Consider the following 2149-nt stretch of genomic DNA (forward strand, 5'->3'; position numbering starts at 1 on the left):
TGGAAGCGCGCCGGCGATTCCGTTCCCTCAGCGGCTGCAAAGACCAAAACCAAGAGGGTGATCACGGCGACCGTCGGCACGACCAGAGCCGAGAGTCCGTCGACGGCGAGCCCGAATGGGGCGCCGGCCAAGAATGGGATTTCGACGGACGGGCGGACGGAAGCGACGACGAACGCCGATGCCACGGTGAGGCCAGCGGTGCCAAGCGACACCGGAACGGCGACAAGATTCGCGCGCCGCCCCAGGAGGCAGAGTGCGATTCCCGCGAGAGCAGGCAGACCAACGAGAAGCCACAGCGCAGCCACGCCCCATGCGTTTACTGTTGCGGCGCTCATCCGGCGAGATCCGTTGCCGAGTCGGTCATATCTGATCCCCGGGAACGATGCAGGAGAGTGGCGACGGCGAACCCCATCGCCATTTCCACGGTCATCGCAGCGATCACCACGAGCAGGAGCACCTGCCCGTCCGGGACCGGTGTCAAAAACCACCAGAATGCGGTGACGGCGAGGATGACGCCGTTGAGCATGAGCTCCAGCCCCATCATCACCATGACAACGACCTGCTGGGAGAGCGCGCCGTAGAGCCCGACGCAGAATAGTGCCGCGGCGGCGATCAGGACGAGCTGCAGGGTCATCGTCCCAACCCTCCCTGCTGCGGGTCGTCGGGAGTGGGCCGATCGAGCTCGTCGCCCCAACGGTCGTAGCGGCCCCTAGGGTTTGCGAGTACGAGGGCAGCGACGATCGTGGCGAACAGAATGGGACTCACGGTAAGCATCACGAGCATCTTGGATCCCATGAGTGCCTCGCCGAGGGATGCGGTCAGGTCGGCGGCCGGCGAGCCATTGCGTGCCGGCCAGGGTATGAGCAGTGCACCACCGGCGAGCAGGAGGAAGGTGCCACCGGCGAGGATCGCCGACCACCGTTTGTTATGCACCATGCTCATTGGCATGAGGGCAGGGTTCATTCCCATGAACATGATCATGTAGATCGCCATGATGGCCATCTCCATCACCATCATGAGAATCGTAATGACGCCGATGTAGTCCAGATCAAACATCAGCAACATCACACCGACGGCGACGAAGGACACAGCCAAGGCATAGGTTGCCCGCGCCATGGAGTCGACGCGAAAGACCGCGATCCCCGCGGCGAGGGCAATGACCGCCAGCGCGGAAAAAACAACGACAGACACCATGCTCAGCCCCTCACCGCGACGACAATGGAGACAACGAGCGTCTGCACAAGTACCGCCGGCAGCACGATTATCCAAGCGACTTCCGCGAGGCGCTCGGGACGCACCGCCGGCATACGATGCCGCAGGGTGACGAACGCCGCAAGCAACAGCAGGGTTTTCACGAGCGTCCACAGCCACCCCGGCAACAGTGGACCGGCCCCACCGCCGAGAAAGAGGGCAACGGCGAAGGCTGCGCCTGTCGTGAGCAGAGCATAGCGTCCCGCGAGAATCAGCAGCCGGTCCACACCGGAGACCTCGGTCAGGATCCCGCCCGCGATGTCTCCGCTCGCGGATGTCGCAAAGGGTCCCCAGTTGGAAAAGGCGACGACGCTCAGGCAGAAGACAACGAAGGCAATCGGCATCCAGACAACGAACCACAGCTCCTGTTGCGCGGCAACTACATCGCTCACCCGCAGGCTATGCGCTGCGACGGCGGGGGTCACCAATGCGAACATCAGTGGCAACTCATAGGAGACGGCCTGAGCGAGAAACCGGTAGCCGCCCACCAGCGAGTGGGCGCTGTTGGCACCCCAGCCGATCAGCCACACGACCGCCCACACCAGAACGTCCATCGTGTTGAACCAGACCACCCCGACCGGTATATCAGCCAGAATCCACGGACCCAGCGGGATCACCGCCGTCTTCAATACCGCGATCACTACGAGGCCGGCGCAGCCGATGCGCCAGAGCAGAACATCGGCCGCGACGGTCGTGCGGCGTCGCTGCCGCATGAGGCGGGCGATCTCGAACACCGGGATGGCCGCTCCCGAAAGGAATGACCGGGCCTCAGCGCGCGAGACGAGGATCCCATTGAGCGCGGCTCCGGCCAGGGCGAGAACGCCAAGTGCGACCGGAGCAAGCAGAGCCCAGACAGGATTCACCTCGACGATGTCAATCATGTTTCGCCACTCATGTG

At 63.8% G+C, this 2149-nt stretch carries 3 protein-coding genes and 1 pseudogene; all 4 read right to left on the reverse strand.

Annotated elements, in window-relative coordinates:
* A pseudogene (locus CXY75_RS00115) lies at positions 1 to 335 on the reverse strand (hypothetical protein); the annotation flags it as partial.
* Positions 332 to 634, reverse strand: coding sequence for an NADH-quinone oxidoreductase subunit NuoK (gene nuoK, locus CXY75_RS00120; RefSeq protein ID WP_104080881.1), 303 nt, complete (start codon positions 632 to 634; stop codon positions 332 to 334). The gene nuoK and the pseudogene CXY75_RS00115, both read right to left, overlap by 4 nt.
* Positions 631 to 1194: an NADH-quinone oxidoreductase subunit J gene (locus CXY75_RS00125; protein ID WP_104080882.1), complete on the reverse strand. Its 564-nt coding sequence runs from the start codon at positions 1192 to 1194 to the stop codon at positions 631 to 633. Before CXY75_RS00125 ends, nuoK begins: the two co-directional genes overlap by 4 nt.
* Positions 1195 to 1196: 2 nt before the next feature.
* Positions 1197 to 2149 (reverse strand): NADH-quinone oxidoreductase subunit H (locus CXY75_RS00130; protein ID WP_369826614.1); only part of this gene is annotated, 953 nt, incomplete at its 5' end.

The sequence above is a fragment of the Cryobacterium sp. Y11 genome, assembly GCF_002929535.1.
Classification (GTDB): domain Bacteria; phylum Actinomycetota; class Actinomycetes; order Actinomycetales; family Microbacteriaceae; genus Cryobacterium.

Coding starts and splice junctions, on each gene's coding strand:
- nuoK (WP_104080881.1), bottom strand. CDS start 634: ATGACCCTGCAGCTCGTCCTGATCGCCGCCGCGGCACTATTCTGCGTC.
- CXY75_RS00125 (WP_104080882.1), bottom strand. CDS start 1,194: ATGGTGTCTGTCGTTGTTTTTTCCGCGCTGGCGGTCATTGCCCTCGCC.